At 65.6% G+C, this 15,703-nt stretch carries 14 protein-coding genes; 3 read left to right on the forward strand and 11 right to left on the reverse strand.

Translation table 11 applies throughout. From position 1 onward, the window contains the following. Nucleotides 1-6: 6 nt before the first annotated feature. Nucleotides 7-1,317, forward strand: coding sequence for a phenylacetate--CoA ligase PaaK (paaK, locus tag shn_RS16045; RefSeq protein WP_064331295.1), 1,311 nt, complete (start codon nucleotides 7-9; stop codon nucleotides 1,315-1,317). A gap of 193 nt (nucleotides 1,318-1,510) precedes the next feature. Then, nucleotides 1,511-2,107 carry a TetR/AcrR family transcriptional regulator gene (locus tag shn_RS16050; protein ID WP_064331296.1) on the forward strand — a complete coding sequence of 199 codons (597 nt, stop codon included), beginning with the start codon at nucleotides 1,511-1,513 and terminating at the stop codon, nucleotides 2,105-2,107. Between the two features lie 163 nt (nucleotides 2,108-2,270). Here shn_RS16050 and shn_RS16055 read toward each other — a convergent pair whose 3' ends face one another. From shn_RS16055 to paaX, 10 genes are all read right to left on the reverse strand, one after another. Beyond that, complete coding sequence (locus tag shn_RS16055; RefSeq protein ID WP_064331297.1) at nucleotides 2,271-2,783, reverse strand: acyl-CoA thioesterase; 513 nt, start codon at nucleotides 2,781-2,783, stop codon at nucleotides 2,271-2,273. A gap of 7 nt (nucleotides 2,784-2,790) precedes the next feature. Beyond that, nucleotides 2,791-4,848, reverse strand: coding sequence for a phenylacetic acid degradation bifunctional protein PaaZ (gene paaZ / locus shn_RS16060; protein WP_064331298.1), 2,058 nt, complete (start codon nucleotides 4,846-4,848; stop codon nucleotides 2,791-2,793). 43 nt (nucleotides 4,849-4,891) lie between these two features. Next, the gene (locus tag shn_RS16065; RefSeq protein WP_064331299.1) at nucleotides 4,892-5,647 is read right to left on the reverse strand and encodes a Phenylacetic acid catabolic protein; all 756 of its coding nucleotides are present in this window, start codon (nucleotides 5,645-5,647) and stop codon (nucleotides 4,892-4,894) included. A gap of 11 nt (nucleotides 5,648-5,658) precedes the next feature. Beyond that, nucleotides 5,659-6,735, reverse strand: coding sequence for a 1,2-phenylacetyl-CoA epoxidase subunit PaaE (gene paaE, locus shn_RS16070; protein WP_064331300.1), 1,077 nt, complete (start codon nucleotides 6,733-6,735; stop codon nucleotides 5,659-5,661). A 22-nt stretch (nucleotides 6,736-6,757) separates the two neighbouring features. After that, on the reverse strand, nucleotides 6,758-7,282 hold the full coding sequence (gene paaD / locus shn_RS16075) for a 1,2-phenylacetyl-CoA epoxidase subunit PaaD (protein ID WP_064331301.1): 525 nt from the start codon (nucleotides 7,280-7,282) through the stop codon (nucleotides 6,758-6,760). Between the two features lie 9 nt (nucleotides 7,283-7,291). Further along, entirely contained in the window at nucleotides 7,292-8,074 is a 783-nt protein-coding gene (gene paaC / locus shn_RS16080; RefSeq protein WP_064331302.1) for a 1,2-phenylacetyl-CoA epoxidase subunit PaaC, read from the reverse strand. Further along, nucleotides 8,074-8,358: a 1,2-phenylacetyl-CoA epoxidase subunit PaaB gene (gene paaB / locus shn_RS16085; protein ID WP_023516149.1), complete on the reverse strand. Its 285-nt coding sequence runs from the start codon at nucleotides 8,356-8,358 to the stop codon at nucleotides 8,074-8,076. The genes paaC and paaB overlap by 1 nt, the downstream gene beginning before the upstream one ends. A gap of 16 nt (nucleotides 8,359-8,374) precedes the next feature. Continuing rightward, nucleotides 8,375-9,379, reverse strand: coding sequence for a 1,2-phenylacetyl-CoA epoxidase subunit PaaA (gene paaA / locus shn_RS16090; RefSeq protein WP_064331303.1), 1,005 nt, complete (start codon nucleotides 9,377-9,379; stop codon nucleotides 8,375-8,377). A 23-nt stretch (nucleotides 9,380-9,402) separates the two neighbouring features. Then, entirely contained in the window at nucleotides 9,403-10,608 is a 1,206-nt protein-coding gene (gene pcaF / locus shn_RS16095) for a 3-oxoadipyl-CoA thiolase (RefSeq protein ID WP_206362178.1), read from the reverse strand. A gap of 168 nt (nucleotides 10,609-10,776) precedes the next feature. Beyond that, nucleotides 10,777-11,685, reverse strand: coding sequence for a phenylacetic acid degradation operon negative regulatory protein PaaX (gene paaX, locus shn_RS16100; protein ID WP_064331305.1), 909 nt, complete (start codon nucleotides 11,683-11,685; stop codon nucleotides 10,777-10,779). 208 nt (nucleotides 11,686-11,893) lie between these two features. On the opposite strand from paaX, the gene shn_RS16105 reads away from it, so the two are divergent. Next, entirely contained in the window at nucleotides 11,894-14,569 is a 2,676-nt protein-coding gene (locus tag shn_RS16105; RefSeq protein ID WP_064331306.1) for an EAL domain-containing protein, read from the forward strand. Here the strand turns inward: shn_RS16105 and shn_RS16110 are convergent. Next, nucleotides 14,547-15,689 (reverse strand): gluconeogenesis factor YvcK family protein, encoded by a 1,143-nt coding sequence (locus shn_RS16110; protein ID WP_064331307.1) that lies wholly within the window; start codon nucleotides 15,687-15,689, stop codon nucleotides 14,547-14,549. The two genes, shn_RS16105 and shn_RS16110, sit on opposite strands and share 23 nt — an antisense overlap. Between the last annotated feature and the right edge of the window lie 14 nt (nucleotides 15,690-15,703).

The following is a 15,703-nucleotide window of genomic DNA, read 5'->3' on the forward strand; positions in this document are numbered from 1 at the left end:
ATTTTCATGGAAGACCTGTCCCCCCGCCCCGGAGATCTCGAATCGATCGAGACGGCCTCCCGCGACGAGATTTCCGCGCTGCAGCTTGAGCGCATGAAGTGGTCGCTGACCCACGCCTACGAGAATTCGCCCTTCTATCGCCAGCGCTTCGACGCGGCCGGCGTTCACCCCTCCGACCTCAAGACGCTCGCCGATCTCGCAAAGTTCCCCTTCACCACCAAGAAGGACCTGCGCGACACCTATCCCTTCGGCATGTTCGCCGTGCCGCGTGAAAAGCTCACCCGCATCCACGCCTCGTCGGGCACGACCGGCAAACCCACCGTCGTCGGCTACACCCAGAAGGACATCGACACCTGGGCGACCGTCGTCGCCCGCTCGATCCGCGCCGCGGGCGGCCGGGCCGGCGACATCGTGCATGTCGCCTATGGCTACGGCCTCTTCACCGGCGGCCTCGGCGCCCACTATGGCGCCGAAAAGCTCGGCTGCACCGTCGTACCGATCTCCGGCGGCATGACGGAGCGCCAGGTGACCCTGATGCAGGATTTCAAGCCGCGCATCATCATGGTCACGCCCTCCTACATGCTCTCCATCCTCGACGAGTTCCGCCGCCAGGGCGTCGACCCGCGGGAAAGCTCGCTCGCCGTCGGCATCTTCGGCGCCGAGCCCTGGACGAACGCCATGCGCGAGGAGATCGAGCAGTCCTTCGACATGCACGCCGTCGACATCTACGGCCTGTCGGAGGTCATGGGCCCGGGCGTTGCCAATGAATGCGTCGAGACCAAGGACGGCCTGCACATCTGGGAGGACCATTTCTACCCGGAGATCATCGACCCGATCACCGGTGCGGTGCTGCCGGACGGCGAGATCGGCGAATTGGTCTTCACGACGCTCACCAAGGAAGGCCTGCCGATCATCCGCTACCGCACGCGCGACCTGACACGGCTCCTGCCCGGCACCGCCCGCTCCATGCGCCGCATGGAAAAGATCACGGGCCGCTCCGACGACATGATGATCTTGCGCGGCGTCAACGTCTTCCCGACGCAGATCGAGGAACAGATCCTGAAATGTCGCGGGCTCGCGCCGCATTTCCAGATCGAGCTGTCGCGCTCGGGCCGCATGGACAACATGACGGTTCATGTCGAATGCACGCTGGAGGCGGCCGACGAGGGGGCCCGCACGGGATCGGCAAAGGAACTCGCCCACCACATCAAGAGCGTGGTCGGCGTCTCCACGAAGATCACAGTGCACGAACCGGGCGGCGTCGCCCGTTCGGAAGGCAAGGCGAAGCGGGTGGTCGACAACCGCCCGAAGGAATGAAGCGCCGGACGGGACAGTTCCAGCAGGAGTGCGGGAAACGGTTTTGCGTCCGGAGTTGTGTAGAAACAAAGAGATAGGATATCTTCCCCGTTAGAAGACGGATGAAGGGACCCTATTCCGGCACCGGGTTGACTGTGTATAGGGAGGGCGGCCACCCTCCCGGAAGCAGCCGGGCAAAGCAAAGCAGGATAAAATGGCACGCACGCGCGCAGTTGATTTCGAGGAAAAACAGCGCGGCATTCTCTCGAGTGCCGCCGCGGTCTTTGCCGAGATGGGCATGGAGAAGGCCTCCATGTCGATGATCGCCTCGCACAGCAATGTCTCCAAGGCGCTGCTCTATCACTACTATCCGAGCAAGGACGCGCTGATCTTCGATATCGTGCGCACCCATCTCACCGAACTCGAAAGCGCCATAGAGGCCGCCGACCGCCCCGACCTCGCCCCGCAGGAGCGGCTGCGCCTCTTGGTCAAAGCCGTCCTGGCGAACTACGAGGGCCGGGACAACGAGCACAAGGTGCAGCTCAACGGCACCAGCGCGCTCTCGCAGGAACAGCTTTCCGAATTGCAGGCGATCGAGCGGCAGATCGTCAAGCGCTTCTCCGGCGTCATCCGCGACATCAATCCGGACCTCAACAAGGACCGCCCGCTGCTGATGCCCGTCACCATGTCGCTCTTCGGCATGATGAACTGGGTCTATATGTGGTTCCGACCGAATGGGCCTGTCACGCGCGACGAATATGCGGACATCGCGACGACGTTGATCCTCGAAGGCGTCAAGGCCGTAACCTGAGGCTTACGCATCACACCTCCCTAAAAACCTCCTACCTCTCTTTCGTCATCCTCGGGCTTGACCCGAGGATCCACTCGGCACCCGCGGCATGGATCCTCGGGTCAAGCCCGAGGATGACGTGGTAGGGAGGCAGCGTCGCGCCACAAGAGCAATGCCACCCGCGCTATCCCCCATCCCTCTCCATATCCTTGCCCGTCGCTGCGACCGATTCCAGCCGCTCGGCAAACTCCCGCCGCAGCGTCCGGCGAAGCTCGGCCGCCTTGTAGCGCCGGATGTCGACCGCATTCCTCGGCTCCAGGTCCGGCACGCGCACCGGCCGGCCGGCATCGTCGACGGCGACCATCGTGAAATAGCAGGAATTGGTATGCCGCCGGTGGCCGGAGCGGATGTTCTCCGCCTCGACGCGGATGCCGACCTCCATGGAGGTGCGGCCCGTATGGTTGATCGAGGCGCGGAAGGTGACGAGTTCGCCGACATGGATCGGCTCCTTGAACATCACCTGGTCGACCGAGAGCGTCACCGCATATTGCTGCGAATAGCGCGAGGCGCAGGAGAAGGCCACGCGATCGAGCAGGTTGAGCAGTGCGCCCCCATGAACCTTTCCGGAAAAATTCGCCATGTCCGGCGTCATCAGAACGGTCATTTCCAGGCGGCAAGGGTCCTGCGCGATCGGCATGCTGCGGTCACTCCCTCGTTTTGGCCACCATCGTCAGGACGTCGTACTGCGCGACTGTGGCACCTAGCTGGTTCGTCACCTGGCAATCCCAGCGCACCTCGCCGTGCTCGGCATTGGCGCGCGGATTGATCTCCTTGCAGGTGAGCTGCACCTGCAGCGTATCACCCGGATTGACCGGTGTCAGGAAGCGCAGGTTGTCGACGCCGTAATTGGCAAGAACCGGACCCGGCGCCGGATCGACGAAGAGGCCGGCGGCGAAGGAGACGATGAGATAGCCATGCGCCACGCGCCCGTCGAAGAACGGGTTCGCCTTGGCCGCCTCCTCGTCCATATGGGCGTAGAAGGTGTCTCCGGTGAAATTGGCGAAATGCTCGATATCGTCGAGCGTCACCGTGCGCGTTGCGGTGATGAGCTGGTCACCGATCTTGAGTTCCGCCAGCGACTTGCGGAACGGATGCTCTCCGCCCGCCCGCGCCTCCGCACCCGGCAGCCAGCGGCCGGTGACGGCGGACAGCATGGTCGGCGCGCCCTGGATGGCGGTGCGCTGCATGTAGTGTTTTACGCCACGCATGCCGCCCAGTTCCTCGCCGCCGCCCGCGCGGCCGGGACCGCCGTGCACCAGGCCCGGCAGCGGCGAACCGTGGCCGGTGGAGGATTTGGCGCTGACCCGGTTGCCGATCATCACGCGGCCATGGAAGGGCGCAAGGCCCAGCACGACCTCTTCGGCGAAGCCCGGATCGTTGGTGAAGACCGAGGCGACGAGGCTGCCCTTGCCACGCCGGGCGAGATCGACCGCCTCTTCCGCCGTGTCATAGGGCATGACCGTGCTGACCGGGCCGAAGGCTTCGACATCGTGCACGGCACGGGCCGAGCCCGGCCTGTCGCAATAGAGCAGCACCGGATTGAGGAAGGCGCCGGCCACGGCATCGCCGGACTGGACGCTCGGATTATCAGGATCACCGGCGACGATTTCGGCATCGGCGGAGAGATCGCGGATACGGGCGCGCACTTCCTCGCGCTGGTCGAGGCTGGCGAGCGGACCCATGCGCACGGCCTCGTCGGCGGGGTTGCCGATCGACGTCTTGCCGAGGCGCGCGCCGAGGCTTTCGATCAGCGCCTCGCTATAGGCGCGCGGGGCGATGATGCGGCGGATCGCCGTGCATTTCTGGCCGGCCTTCACCGTCATCTCGCGGGCGACTTCCTTGACGAAGAGATCGAATTCCTCCGTGCCGGGCGCGGCGTCGAGGCCGAGCACGGCGGCGTTGAGGCTGTCGGCCTCCATGGTGAAGCGCACGGAATTCTCGATGATCGCCTTGTGCGTCTTGAGGCGCTGGCCTGTCGCCGCCGAACCGGTGAACGTGACGGCATCCTGCCCCTCCACATGGTCGAGCAGGTCGCCGACCGAGCCGCAGACGAGCTGCAGCGCGCCCTCCGGCAGGATGCCCGTCTCGATGATGCGGCGGACCATCAGTTCGGTGAGATAGGCCGTCTGGCTGGCCGGCTTGATGATGGCGGGAACGCCGGCAATGAGCGTCGGGGCGAGCTTTTCCAGCATGCCCCAGCAGGGAAAGTTGAAGGCGTTGATATGCACCGCGACACCCTGCAACGGGGTCAGGATATGCTGCGCGGCAAAGGTGTTGTCCTTGGAGAGCGGCTCCACGTCGCCATCGAGCAGGACGCGGGTGTTCGGCAATTCGCGCCGGCCTTTCGAGGCGTAGGAGAGCAGCGTGCCGATGCCGCCCTCGATATCGACCCAGCTATCGGCGCGGGTCGCGCCGGTGGCGGTGGAAAGCGCGTAGAACTCTTCCTTCCCTTCCATCAGCGCCTGGCCGAGCGCTTTCAGCATGGCGGCGCGTTCGTGGAAGGACATGCGGCGCAGCGCCGGGCCACCCTTTTCGCGGCCATGGGCGAGGATCGCCTTGAAATCGATGCCGGAGGAATCGATGAAGGCGACCGGTGCGCCCGTCGAGGCGTCGAGCAGGGGCACGCCCTCCTTCGCGCCGGCGACCCACGCGCCGCCGACATAGCTTTCGAGCCGGCGCGGCCGGTTTGCCATGACGTTCATCTTACTGTCCTTCCTGTATTTTTACGCAATTCCGGACGGAAGCCTAGTTCAATCCAAGCGCGGAAAGCTGCGCATCGACCTCCGCCCGCCAATCCGCAAGCAGGGTCTCGTTGGGCGTATGCCTGAGGCCGAAACGCGACAGCGTCTCGAAGCGGGCCGAGCCGGAATGGCCGAAGCTGGCGGCGACACGCGGATACCAGTAGGCGACGGAAGCCTTCGCCTTCGCGCGCCCCTCTTCGTCATCCACGATGCGGGTGAGGCCGGCGAGGCCGAGTTCGGCATGGCGCGTCTCGCGCGGCAGGATGGCGCGGAAAACCTCGGCGAGCGGCTGATAGGAGACACGCGACAATTCCTTGAGCTGGACGACGCTTGCCCGGCCCATCAGCACGTTCATGACGACGGCATCCACCCAGCCTTGCAGCGGGTAGTGGAAGACGGAAAGGCGCATGTCGCCGCCCTGCCGCGCCGCGCCGATATCGGCCTCGCGGGAAAGCCGCTCGGCCCAGGGGTGGTGCACGGCGTAGCGTCCGCCATCCGCGCCGAAGGTTTCCATGACCTGCAAGACCTTGCCGGCATGGTCGGCCTTTTCCAGCACGATGCGGGCGGCGGAGATGCGCTCCTGGATGCCCGGCGCATCGTTGATCGTATCGGCAAAGCCGGCAGAGCCGGCCAGCTCGCTGTCGACGAAACTCGCCATCAGGCGCAAGAGCTCGCCGCGATAGCGCGGCGGCACATTGGCGGGCGAGGAAAGCACGCCGCCTTGCGCCAGATAATCCTCGATCGGCATCGTATCGGACATGAAAATTCCCCTTACTGGTCGTAGCTGACGACGATACGGTCGGTGAGCGGGTAGCACTGGCAGGTCAGCACATAGCCCTGGCGCACCTCGTAATCCTCGAGCGCGTGGTTGACCTCCATCTCGGCCTCGCCCTCCAGGATTTTTGCGCGGCAGGTGGAACAGACGCCGGCCTTGCAGGCATAGGGCACGTCCATGGCGTTTTCGAGCGCGGCGTCGAGCAGGCTCTGGCCCTGCTTCGGGAACTTGAAGCTGCGCGTCGCGCCGTCGAGCGTGACGGTCGCCTCGCACATCGCGCCCTGGTCCGCGCCGGCGACGGCTTCCACCTTGCGCCGGGCCCGACCGGGCTGCGAGGAGGCGAACAGCTCGAACTTGATCTGGTCGTCGCGAAGGCCGTGTTCGCGGAGCGCTGCGGCAATCGCCAGCATCATCGGCTCCGGGCCGCAAATGAAGGCGGTGGCGATGGATTTGATGTCGATCCAGCTCTTGAACAGCGCCGCGCATTTCTCGCCGTCGATGCGGCCGGTGAAGAGGTCGATGTCCTGCGCCTCGCTTTCGAGGACATGCAGCACGGAGAACCGGCCGAGATAGAGGTTCTTCAGATCCTCCAGCTCCTCGCGGAACATGATCGAGCTGATCTGCCGGTTGGCGTAGACCAGCGTGAAACGGGCGCGCGGCTCGCGCGCCAGCACCGTCTTGATGATCGAGAGCACGGGCGTGATGCCGCTGCCGCCGGCAAAGCCGAGATAATGCTTTGCGACCTCCGGCTCCAGCGCGGTGAAGAACGCGCCCATCGGGGGCATCGCCTCCAGCGTGTCGCCGGGCTTCAGGTTCTCGTTGACCCAGGTGGAGAAGCAGCCGCCGTCGACGCGCTTGATGCCGACCTTCAGGACCCCCTCGTCCTTGCCGGCGCAGATCGAATAGGAGCGGCGCAACTCCTCGTCCTCGAACTTGCGGCGGAAGGTCAGGTACTGGCCCTGGGTGAAGTCGAAAACGGCGCGGTCCTCGTCGGACGGCCGGAGCGTAACCACGACCGCATCGCGCGTCTCGCGGCGAACGTCGGTCACGGTCAGGGAATGAAAACGTGCCATGCGCGGGCCCTCTCCCTATGGGTCAGATGCACTTGAAATAGTCGAACGGTTCCAGGCAGTCGGTGCAGCGGTAGCTCGCCTTGCAGGGCGTCGAGCCGAACTGGCTGATCTTTTCCGTGTTCGCCGAGCCGCAGCGCGGACAGGCGATCGTCAGGTTCGAACGGCCCGAGAGCCGGTCGATGCGTTTCATCAGGACGCCATCGGCGGCGGTGCCGTCGACCGGCGGGGCGATGCCGTAATCGCGCAGCTTTTCCCGGCCTTCGGCGCTGATCCAGTCCGTCGTCCAGGCGGGCGAGAGCCGGCGTTCGAGCTTCACCTTGGCAAGGCCCTTTCCGGCGAGCGCAGCCTCGATATCGAGGTTGATCACCGTGGTGGCGGGACAGCCCGAATAGGTCGGTGTGACCGTCACCACCAGCGTGTCGTCCCGCCACTCGACATCGCGGATTATGCCGAGATCGGTGAGCGAGATGACCGGAATTTCCGGGTCCGGCACTTCGGACAGCCAGTGCCAGACCTCATCGACCGAGGGACGAAGCGCCGGGTCCATCGCCGCCCCCTACCAGGTCGCGCCCGGATAGGCGCGTTGCAGGAACTGCATCTCCGACAGGATGAAGCCGAGATGCTCGGTGTGCACGCCGCGCCGGCCGCCCTTGTGCATGTAGCCGTCCGCCGGCTTCTTCAGCGTGCCCTCGGCGAGCGTCTCCGCGACGATCTCGTCCCAGCCCGCCTTGAGGCTTTCGGGCGCCGGGACGATGCCGGCCTCGACCAGTTCGGCGTCGAGCGCGTCGCTCATGAACATCTCGCCGGTGAAGGGCCAGAGTTCGTCCAGCGCCTCCTGCATGCGGCGATGGCTTTCGGCCGTGCCGTCGCCGAGGCGGATGACGAGGTCGCGGCTGCGGTCGAGGTGGTAGGAGACTTCCTTGAAGGCCTTTTCCGCGATCTCGGCGATGCGCGTGTCGGACGACCCCTTCAGCGCCTTCAAGAGCAGATAATGCCAGGCGTCGAAGAGGAACTGCCGCATCAGCGTCTTGCCGAAATCCCCGTTCGGTCGCTCGACGAGCAGGATGTTGCGGAATTCGTAGCCGTCGCGCAGATAGGCGAGATCATCGGCGGAACGGCCCTTGCCTTCCACCTCGCCGGCAAGGCCGAGCCAGAGCTGCGTCTGGCCGATCAGGTCGAGCGCGGTGTTGGCGAGCGCGATATCCTCCTCCAGCGCGGGCGAGTGCCCGCACCATTCGGAGACGCGATGGCCGAGGATCAGCGTGTTGTCGCCGATGCGCAGCAGGAATTCGAGAAGCGCGGCCTGACGGGCCGCCGGATCGAGCGCCGCGGTCGCCATCACATGTGCCCCACTTCATCCGGAATGTCGAAAAAGGTCGGGTGACGGTAGACCTTGGAGTTCGAAGGATCGAACAGCGGGCCCTTTTCAGAGGGCGCGCTGGCAGTGATCTCGGAGGATTTCACCACCCAGATGCTGACGCCTTCGTTACGGCGCGTATAGACGTCGCGGGCATTGTTGATCGCCATTTCGGCGTCGGGCGCATGCAGGCTGCCGACATGGCGATGGTTGAGGCCGTGCTGGCCCCGGATGAAGACTTCCCAAAGCGGCCATTCGCTGGACATCGTGCTCTCTCCCAAATTATTCGGCGGCGATCTTGGCGGCGGTGCGACGGTCGGCGGCCTTTTCGGCATGGGCCGTCAGACCGTCTCGGAACCAGGCGCCGTCATCCCAGGCTTTCTTGCGGGCGTTGAGGCGTTCCGCATTGCAGGGGCCGTTGCCGGCGATCACGTTGAAGAATTCTTCCCAGTCCGGCTCGCCGAAATCGTAGCCGCCCTTCTCCTCGTTCCACTTGAGGTCCGGATCCGGCACAGTGAGGCCGAGATACTTCGCCTGCGGCACCGTCTGGTCGACGAATTTCTGGCGCAGCTCGTCGTTGGAGTTCTGCTTGATCTTCCAGGCCATCGACTGGGCCGAATGCACGGAGGCATCGTCCGAGGGGCCGAACATCATCAGCGACGGCCACCACCAGCGGTTCAGCGCATCCTGCACCATGGCCTTCTGGGCCGGCGTGCCCTTCACCATCTTCATCAGCACGTCATAGCCCTGGCGCTGGTGAAAGCTCTCTTCCTTGCAGATGCGCACCATGGCCCGCGCATAGGGGCCGTAGGAACAGCGTTGCAGCGGCACCTGGTTCATGATCGCCGCGCCATCGACCAGCCAGCCGATCGCGCCGATATCGGCCCAGGTCAGCGTCGGATAGTTGAAGATCGAGGAATATTTCGCCTTGCCGGAATGGAGCTGCGCATACATCTCGTCGCGGCTGATGCCGAGCGTTTCGGCGGCGCAGTAGAGATAGAGGCCGTGGCCGGCCTCGTCCTGCACCTTGGCGAGCAGGATCGCCTTGCGCTCCAGGGTCGGCGCGCGGGTGATCCAGTTGCCTTCCGGCAATTGGCCGACGATTTCCGAATGGGCGTGCTGGCTGATCTGGCGCACCAGCGTCTTGCGATAGCCCTCGGGCATCCATTCCTTCGGTTCGATCTTCTGGCCGGCGTCGATGCGCTCCTGGAAGGCGCGTTCCACGGGGTCCATCTCATCGAGGGAGCGGACACGGGCGGCATCGGTCTTCACCATCTGGGCATACATGGTCTTTCCTCCTGCTTTACGCGTCAGACGCGTTCGAGAATGATGGCGATGCCCTGGCCGACGCCGATGCACATGGTACAGAGTGCATAACGTCCGCCCTGGCGGTGGAGCTGGTAGGTCGCAGTGGTGACGAGCCGCGCGCCGCTCATGCCGAGCGGATGGCCGAGCGCGATGGCGCCGCCGTTCGGGTTCACATGCGGGGCGTCGTCCGGCAGGCCGAGATCGCGCAGAACCGCGAGCGCCTGCGAGGCGAAGGCCTCGTTGAGTTCGATGACATCCATCTGGCCGAGCGAAAGGCCAGCGCGCTCCAGCACCCGGCGCGTGGCCGGCGCCGGGCCGAAGCCCATGATGCGCGGCTCAAGACCCGCTGCCGCCATCGCGACGACACGCGCCTTCGGCGTCAGGCCCTGAGCCTTGATGGTGCCTTCATTGGCGATGAGCAAGGCAGCCGCGCCGTCATTGACGCCGGAGGCATTGCCGGCGGTGACCGAGAGGTCGGGACCGTTGACGCCCTTCAGCTTGGCAAGCTGCTCGGCTGTGGTACCGGGACGCGGATGCTCATCGGTATCGACGACGAGCGGATCACCCTTCTTCTGCGGCACATGGACGGGCACGATCTCATCGGCAAAGATACCGGCCTCGTGCGCGGCGGCCCAGCGGGCCTGGCTGCGGGCGGCGAAGGCGTCCTGGTCCTCGCGGCTGACGGTGAAATCGGCGGCGACATTGTCGGCCGTCTGCGGCATGGAGTCGACACCGAAGGCCTTCTTCATCTTCGGGTTGACGAAGCGCCAGCCGATCGTCGTGTCATAGACCGCATTCGACCGGGAAAAAGCGCTTTCGGCCTTCGGCATGACGAAGGGCGCGCGGCTCATGCTCTCGACGCCACCGGCGATGACGAAATCGCAGTCGCCGGCACGGATGGCACGCGCCGCCATGCCGACGGCGTCCATGCCGGAACCACAGAGGCGGTTGACGGTGGTGGCGGGAATGGAGACGGGAAGACCGGAAAGCAGCACGGCCATGCGGCCGACATTGCGGTTGTCCTCGCCGGCCTGGTTGGCACAGCCGTAGATGAGATCGTCCACCTTGGACCAGTCGACGCCGGGATTGCGCTCCATCAGGCCGGCAAGCGGCATGGCGGCAAGGTCGTCGGCGCGCACCGACGAGAGCAGCCCGCCATAACGGCCGATCGGCGTACGGACGGCATCGCAGATAAAGGCTTCGGACACGCGGTTTCCTCCCTGATATCCCGGGCCGATCCGTTCCTCCAGAAACATTGACCGACCGATCGGTTATCTATTTACCACTCGATACGTCACAAATCAATGCCGATTTATCCAAATTATGTGATGTTTCGTTCCAGCAGCTCCCATCATAGCACAAGCCACGCATTTCTCTTATGAAAAGTCACGCTGGATCGCCTCGCGCAGCAGCGAGAGACGACGGAGCGTCGCCTCGCTCGCCTCCGGCAGAGCGCCGGCCGCCGTGACGAAGTGACGGGCGACATGCAGGTCCGCCTCGGGCGAGAGGCGGAGATAGAGGTCGGCAAAGAGCATCCGGGCCGCCTCCCCCGGCCAGTCCGCAGGCAGAGCCGCCTGCGGCAGGCGCGGATCGCGCAGCACGACAAGGCGGAACTGGTGCACGAGCACCAGCCGGGCAACGAGGCTTTCCGCCGCACCGAGCCGCATCCCGCCCGCAAGCCGGTCGGCAAGACGCCCGAAGCGCCGAAGGAACCCATGATAGGCCTCGGCATGCAGTGCGAGGTTCCAGTGGTCGGCCGCAAAGGCACCGAGGTCCCGCTCGCCGCTCACGACCTCGCCCCGGAAGACGACGGCCGGCTGCTTGAGAAGCGGCAGCGGACGCGCACCGACGGCAAGGCGCGGACCGAGCCGGGCATGGCCCGCCCGCTCGAGTGCCTGCATCGCCTCGTCCGGCGCCGCCCCCGTCAGTTGCACGAAATGCCAGTCCGCCGCTTCCGGCGGGCCGAAAAGCAGGCGGGCGGCCGCGGCGAATTCGGTCCGGGCGGGCGCGGCGAGGCGATAGAAGCTGCGCCGCCCCTCCCGCTCGCCGGACAATTGCCCGGCGGCGACGAGGCGCGAGACGGCGGTGCGCACCAGGGTCTCGCTGATGCCGACGGCGGCGCAGGTCTCGATGAGGTTGCCTGTCCACACCACGCCGCCCCGCGGCTCCACCACGTCGCCATAGATGGTGACGATGAAGCCGGCGGCCTTCAGCGGGCTCTCCTCGATAATGGTCCTGAGCAGCGCGCCGAACACGCTCTCCGCCCTGTCCTTGTCCGCCGGCAAACCAGCCCCCTGACGTCGTTCCGCTTCGATCGTGCCGAGAACTAGCGCAGAATGGGTCGTGGCGGAAAGCCCCGCCCGGCAATCGGCAGATAGAGGCATATTCTCGTCAGCAAATATTAAGTTGCATCTGCCATCGTCCGTCGACCACCGGAAGCCGGACAGGATCCTGCCTCGGGCAACCAGGACGCGCGGAGACAGACGGAACGCGATGAACGACCGGAATGCGCAGCTCCCCCTTCAGGGGCTGGGATACTACATCCCTGCCATCGTCGTCGCGTTTGCCGCGCTGATCGCCATTTTCCTCGCCGATTCCCAGAAACTGCGGCTGGAGGAGGAGTATCTGCGCTCCTTCACCACGGAACAGCTCGGCGTCTTGCGCTCGCGCCTCGAAGGCAATATCCAGGGCGACATCAATCTCGTGCAGGGTCTCGTCGCGGCGCTCTCGACCGAACCCGACATGTCGCCCGGCCGCTTTGCCGATCTTGCCGGGCGCATCTTCCGCAAGGATACGCAACTGCGCAATCTCGCCATTGCGCCCGATTTCGTGGTCTCGCTCGTCTATCCGGTCAAGGGAAACGAGCGCACCATCGGCCTCGACTATCGCAAGAACGAGCGCCAGCGCGCCGCCGCCATGCAGGTGAAGGCGCTCGACCGGCTCATCGTCACCGGCCCGGTCGATCTGGTGCAGGGCGGCCGCGGCGTGATCGCCCGCTACCCGATCCATGCAGGACGGAACAACGCCTTCATCGGCATCGCCTCCGCCGTGATCGACCTCGACAAGCTCCTGGCCAACAGCGGCTTCGGCAAGGACCTCGAAATCGCCGTCTCGCTTTCCAGCCGGCCGCATGTCGGCGGCGAGGCGCGGACCTTCTTCAGCACGGCCGCGCCCGTCGATGCCGATCCTGTCATCATGATCATCGACATCGGCCATGAAGCCTGGACCATGTCGGCCACGCCGCTCGGCGGCTGGCATCAGCCTTCTGCCGATCTCGCCTTCTTTCGCGCCGGCCTTGCGCTGCTGGCCGTCATCATCGTCGCCCCCATGTTCTGGGTCGGTTACCTGATGAAGGACCGCCACCGGCACATCCTGGCGCTCCAGGACCGGGAGGACCGGCTCGAAACCGTCTCGCAGCGCCTGCAGCTCGCGCTCGACGCCTCCCGGGTGGGCGTGTGGGAGTTTGAGACGGAGACGTCGACCCTCACCTGGGACGCGCGCATGCGCGTGCTTTACAACGTGCCGCCCGACCAGCCTGTCTGCCGCTACGAGGACTGGCGCGACGCGCTCCATCCCGACGACCTGGAGGAGGCCGAGCGCGTCTTCGCCAACGCCATCGAGGCCGACAGGCCCTATCTCACGGAATTCCGCGTCCTGACCACAGGCGGCGACATCCGCCATATCCGCGCGCACGGCATGACCTATCGCGCCTCATCAGGCGCAAAACGCATCGTCGGCGCCAATTGGGACGTGACGGACGACATTCGCCTGCAGGCCGAACTGCTGGAGGCCAAGCTGACGGCCGAGGCGCAGAACCGGGCGCTGGAAGACGCCCGCCTGGTGCTGGAGCACAATTCGCTGCACGATGCCCTCACCCAGCTCCCCAACCGGCGCTTCCTCGACCAGCAGCTCGCGCTGGCCGGCATGGGCGAGGACACCCGCCCCCTCACCCTGCTGCATATCGACCTCGACCGTTTCAAGGACATCAACGACACGCTCGGCCATGCGGCCGGCGACGAGGTGTTGAAACAGGCCGCCGGCGTGCTGCGCACTCATATCCCGGCGGAGGACTTCATCGCCCGCATCGGCGGCGACGAATTCGTGCTCCTGTCGCGCCGCGACCCGGCAAAGGCCGATTTCAACGCTCTCTCGGCCCGCCTCATCGAGGCGATCAGCGAGCCGATGGCGATCGAGGGCCATGACTGTCGCATCGGCGCGAGCATCGGCATCGCCACGCGCAACGATGCGGAAGAATCCGCCGAACAACTACTCGTCAATGCCGATATCGCACTCTACGAAGCCAAGCGGCGGGGCCGCAACCGCGTGGAAGCATTCAACGACGAATTGCGCCTGCACACGGTTGAGGTCAAGCGGCTCGGCGACGACATCCTGCGCGGCCTCGAGCAGGGCGAATTCCACCCCTTCTTCCAGCCGCAATTTGATGCCGAAACGCTGGAGATCGTCGGCGTCGAGGCGCTGGCGCGCTGGCTGCACCCGACGCGCGGCGTCATCACGCCCGATGTCTTCCTGCCGGTGGCCGGAAGCCTCAACGTCGTCGCCCGGATCGACGAGGCGATCCTCGACCAGGCGCTGTTCCAGGCCATGCGCTGGGAGGGGCAGAACCTCGGCATCGCCCGCGTCTCCGTCAACGTCTCCTGCCAGCGCCTGCGTGACGACGGCCTCCTCGAAAAGCTGCGCGCGATGAACATCCGCCCCGGCTCGCTGACCTTCGAACTGCTGGAATCGATTTCCTTCGATGCGTTCGACGATGGACTGAAGCAGGCCATCGACGACATCAAGTCCCTCGGCATCGATATCGAGATCGACGATTTCGGCACCGGCCACGCCTCCATCGTCAGCCTCCTGGAGCTGTCGCCGAAGCGGCTGAAGATCGATCGCCGGCTGGTGCAGCCGCTGCTTGAATCGACCGCACAGCAGAGCCTCGTCCGCTCGATCATCGACATCGGCAAGGTGCGCGACATCGAAACGGTCGCGGAAGGCGTCGAAACGCTGGCCCATGCCGAGCTGCTGCGCGGTCTCGGCTGTCATGTCCTGCAGGGCTATGCCTTCGCCCGGCCGATGGCAGCGGACGATTTCCTCGCCTTCGCCAAGGCGCGGGGCTGGAAGCCGGCGGACAAGGCCGGGCTCACGACGGCAAGAGCGAGTTGAGCATATCAGCGACGGCCCGGCCGTCATGCTGGCCGCGCTGCCAGGGATCCTCGAATTCGCCGATCACCCGCTCCATGCCGAGCCGTGCCCCCACCTCCTCCAGCGGACCGTTGCCGAGATAGGCGAAGGGCCCGACGGTCTTCTCGAAGGGCAGGGGCTGGTGGTTCGCCAGGACATGGGTGAAGGGTCGCGCATCCGCCCCCTCCTGCCGCCGCCAGAGCGTCGTGGCGATCTCCAGCATGCGTGCCACATCGAGCCCGCGGGTCTCCCGGCATTGCAGCATGTTGCCGATGAAGATGCGGCGGGCGTGCCCGTTGCGCGCAATGGCCGGCACGATGCCCTCGACGAGGAAGTGCGGCAGGACGCTGGTGAAGAAGCTGCCCGGTCCGAAGACGATGGCATCGGCGCTTTCGAGGCTTTCGAGCACCGCCTCGTTGGCCGGCACCGCGGCACCGTTCCGGCCGGACAGCGCGATGTCGCGGATGCCGATATCGCTCGCCGCATCGTCGAGCGCGGTCACCCTGTGCTGCCCTTCGACACCGGTGCCGTCGTTCAGCACGGCGGACAGATCGACCCCGTCGGCCGCCGTGGACGGCCAGACATGGCCGGTGATGTCGCAGAGCTTGCGGAAGACGAAGATGGCGGTGTTGATGTCGCTGTTATGGGCAAGATGCGCGCCCGTCAGGATGAAATTGCCGATGCTGCCGTTGCGGAAATCGAAATCCGCGCCGATCGCCGCGCGAAAGGTGCGCAGGTAATTGAGGATCGCGCCGCGCAGGCCCGGCTCCATGCGTTCCAGGAGCGGGTGGCAGCCTTCGGCATAGAGCGCAAATTCGGTGCGGGCGTCGTCTTCCGTGCCGCTGGTCATGCGCGCATTGCAGACCTTGACGACATCGCCCGCCCGCCCCTCGCCATGCGCCATGGTCATCAGCGCCTGACGGATGTCGCCGACCGCAAGCACACCGAGGGTGTCGCGGATGATCTTCGAACTGCCGCCGCTATCCCAGGCCGGCACGATGCGCGTCAGCCGCACCGGCTTGGAAAGCAGCGCCAGATTGGTCGTGCGGCACGCGGTGCCGCCCGAAAAGAGCACGATATGCGGCAAGCGGCCCTCGGCCATCCGATCTCCTGATG

This window comes from Shinella sp. HZN7 (assembly GCF_001652565.1).
Taxonomy (GTDB): domain Bacteria; phylum Pseudomonadota; class Alphaproteobacteria; order Rhizobiales; family Rhizobiaceae; genus Shinella; species Shinella granuli.

Excerpts from the sequence above, each read along its gene's own strand:
- paaK (WP_064331295.1), top strand. The coding sequence starts at position 7 with ATGGAAGACCTGTCCCCCCGCCCCGGAGATCTCGAATCGATCGAGACG.
- shn_RS16065 (WP_064331299.1), bottom strand. The coding sequence starts at position 5,647 with ATGTCCGATACGATGCCGATCGAGGATTATCTGGCGCAAGGCGGCGTG.
- paaA (WP_064331303.1), bottom strand. The coding sequence starts at position 9,379 with ATGTATGCCCAGATGGTGAAGACCGATGCCGCCCGTGTCCGCTCCCTC.
- shn_RS16050 (WP_064331296.1), top strand. The coding sequence starts at position 1,511 with ATGGCACGCACGCGCGCAGTTGATTTCGAGGAAAAACAGCGCGGCATT.
- shn_RS16055 (WP_064331297.1), bottom strand. The coding sequence starts at position 2,783 with ATGCCGATCGCGCAGGACCCTTGCCGCCTGGAAATGACCGTTCTGATG.
- paaE (WP_064331300.1), bottom strand. The coding sequence starts at position 6,735 with ATGGCACGTTTTCATTCCCTGACCGTGACCGACGTTCGCCGCGAGACG.
- paaB (WP_023516149.1), bottom strand. The coding sequence starts at position 8,358 with ATGTCCAGCGAATGGCCGCTTTGGGAAGTCTTCATCCGGGGCCAGCAC.
- paaZ (WP_064331298.1), bottom strand. The coding sequence starts at position 4,848 with ATGAACGTCATGGCAAACCGGCCGCGCCGGCTCGAAAGCTATGTCGGC.
- shn_RS16110 (WP_064331307.1), bottom strand. The coding sequence starts at position 15,689 with ATGGCCGAGGGCCGCTTGCCGCATATCGTGCTCTTTTCGGGCGGCACC.
- paaC (WP_064331302.1), bottom strand. The coding sequence starts at position 8,074 with ATGGCGACCGCGGCGCTCGATCCGGCGGCCCGTCAGGCCGCGCTTCTC.
- paaD (WP_064331301.1), bottom strand. The coding sequence starts at position 7,282 with ATGGACCCGGCGCTTCGTCCCTCGGTCGATGAGGTCTGGCACTGGCTG.
- shn_RS16105 (WP_064331306.1), top strand. The coding sequence starts at position 11,894 with ATGAACGACCGGAATGCGCAGCTCCCCCTTCAGGGGCTGGGATACTAC.